The following is a 2,177-nucleotide window of genomic DNA, read 5'->3' on the forward strand; positions in this document are numbered from 1 at the left end:
GCCGCCTTCGATCAGGTGCACCTTGAAGCCGATCTGGCCCAAGATCAGCGCCAACGAGTTGCTGCGCTTGCCCCCGCGCCAACAATAGATCAGCGGTTGCCAGCTGCGGGGATTGTCCATCACATGGGTTTCAATGTGCCGGGCGATGTTTTTGGCCACCAGCGCTGCGCCAACTTTTTGCGCTTCAAACGGGTTGACTTGTTTGTACAAGGTGCCCACCCGTATGCGCTCCTCGTTGTTCAGCGACGGCCAGCAGTCAGCGCCAGGCAGATGGTCTTCGGCGTGTTCGCCTTCCGAGCGTGCATCGACGATGGCATCAAACCGGTCAAATTGGGCCATGGCATCGGCGGCCGAGATCAGGTGAACGCTCATTTCAGTTGTTTCTTCAAGGTGGGCCAAACGTTGGCCAGCATGCGCGCTTGTGCGGCTTCATTGGGGTGAATGCGGTCGGCCTGGAACCATTTGAGGGGTTCGGGGTCATCGCCAATGCCTTTCAAAAAGAAAGGCACCAGGGCCGCTTTTTGGCTTTTGGCCACTTGGGCAAAGGCGGCTTCAAATTGTCTCGCCATGTCGGGGCCGTAGTTGGGTGGCATTTGCATGCCCAGCAGCAGCACTTGGGCACCTGCTGCTTGGGCTTGTTGGGTCATGCGCAGCAGGTTGTCCTGCGTCATGCGCATGGGCAGGCCGCGCAGCGCATCGTTGCCACCGAGTTCAATGATCACATGGCTGGGCTGGTGCCTTTTGAGCAGAGCGGGCAGGCGCGATCGACCGCCCGACGTGGTGTCGCCGCTGATGCTGGCGTTGATCACCGCTGCGCCAGGTTTCTCGCTGGCCAGTTGCTTTTGCAGCAAGGCCACCCAGCCAGTGCCTCGGCTCAGCCCGTATTCGGCGCTCAGCGAATCGCCCACCACCAAAATGCGCTGCTCTGGGGCGGCTGCAATCGGGGCGACAAAGCCCCAGCTGGCCAGGGCCAGAAGGGTCCAGTTAAAGTGACGTCGTCTCAACAAAGGTTTGTGCATGCCCGAATCCATCATTGCCGTGCGTGGCGTTTCCAAAAGTGTGCAGGATGCCAGCGGTCAGCTGGACATTTTGCGCGATATCGATTTTTCTTTGAAAGCTGGGGAAACAGCCGCTATTGTCGGTGCTTCAGGTTCTGGCAAAAGCACACTGTTGGCCATTTTGGCGGGGCTGGACACACCCAGCACGGGCCAGGTGGTGTTGGCCGGGCGGTCGCTGTTTGACTTGTCCGAGGATGAGCGGGCTGCGTTGCGTGCCCAACATGTGGGTTTTGTATTTCAAAGCTTTCAGCTCATGCCCAACCTCACCGCTTTGGAGAACGTCATGCTTCCGCTGGAGTTGGCCGACCGACCCGATGCCCGCAGCGCGGCAACGGCCATGCTGCAACGCGTGGGCCTGGGCGAACGCCTGAAACACCTGCCCAAAGTGCTCAGCGGCGGTGAGCAGCAACGCGTGGCGCTGGCGCGGGCCTTTGTGGTGCAGCCCGACTTGTTGTTCGCCGACGAGCCCACCGGCAGCCTCGACCACGCCACCGGTGAAGCCATCATGGACTTGATGTTTGCGCTCAACCGCGAGCAAGGCACCACCTTGGTCTTGGTCACGCACGACCGGCAGTTGGCTGCCAAGTGCGAGCGCAGCCTGGTGATTCAGGCAGGGCGCTTGTCGGAGCCTGCAGCGACACTGGCCTGAAGCGCAGGTCCGTTTGGGCAGGCGGTCAAATCGGCAGGCTGCGACCAACGATAATCCGAGGATGTCTTCTACCAAAGTGCTGTTCGGCTTTCATGCCGTGGGCGTTCGCCTCAAGATCGCCCCCCAATCCGTTGTTGAAATCCATTACGAGGTCACGCGCCGCGATGCGCGCATGCGCCAGTTCATCGACAAGGCCCGCGATTCGGGCATGCGCATGATCGAATCGGACGGTGAGCGCCTGGCCAAGCTGGCCGGTGGTCATGGTCACCAGGGTGTGGTGGCCATGGTCGCGCCCATGCCCCAGAACCATTCACTGGACGACCTGCTCGACACCGTGGAAGGGCCGCCCTTGCTCTTGGTGTTGGACGGCGTGACCGATCCGCACAACCTGGGCGCCTGCCTGCGTGTGGCCGACGGCGCCGGTGCGCACGCGGTTATCGCCCCCAAAGACCACGCGGCCGGCATCAATG

At 61.4% G+C, this 2,177-nt stretch carries 4 protein-coding genes; 2 read left to right on the plus strand and 2 right to left on the minus strand.

Translation table 11 applies throughout. From position 1 onward, the window contains the following. Positions 1–372 (minus strand): rhodanese-like domain-containing protein (locus Q0341_RS07760; RefSeq protein WP_299511797.1); only part of this gene is annotated, 372 nt, incomplete at its 3' end. Beyond that, complete coding sequence (locus tag Q0341_RS07765; RefSeq protein WP_299511800.1) at positions 369–1,019, minus strand: arylesterase; 651 nt, start codon at positions 1,017–1,019, stop codon at positions 369–371. The genes Q0341_RS07765 and Q0341_RS07760, both read right to left, overlap by 4 nt. Here Q0341_RS07765 and Q0341_RS07770 point away from each other — a divergent pair. After that, complete coding sequence (locus Q0341_RS07770; RefSeq protein WP_299511802.1) at positions 1,018–1,707, plus strand: ABC transporter ATP-binding protein; 690 nt, start codon at positions 1,018–1,020, stop codon at positions 1,705–1,707. The two genes, Q0341_RS07765 and Q0341_RS07770, sit on opposite strands and share 2 nt — an antisense overlap. Before the next feature lie 61 nt (positions 1,708–1,768). Then, positions 1,769–2,177: RNA methyltransferase substrate-binding domain-containing protein (locus tag Q0341_RS07775; RefSeq protein WP_299511805.1), on the plus strand; the 409-nt coding region annotated here is incomplete at its 3' end.

The organism is uncultured Limnohabitans sp., assembly GCF_937889215.1.
In the GTDB taxonomy this organism is placed as follows: domain Bacteria; phylum Pseudomonadota; class Gammaproteobacteria; order Burkholderiales; family Burkholderiaceae_C; genus Limnohabitans_A.

Bases quoted from the DNA above. Each gene is read 5' to 3' on its own strand.
- Q0341_RS07770 (WP_299511802.1), top strand. From the start codon at position 1,018: ATGCCCGAATCCATCATTGCCGTGCGTGGCGTTTCCAAAAGTGTGCAG.
- Q0341_RS07765 (WP_299511800.1), bottom strand. From the start codon at position 1,019: ATGCACAAACCTTTGTTGAGACGACGTCACTTTAACTGGACCCTTCTG.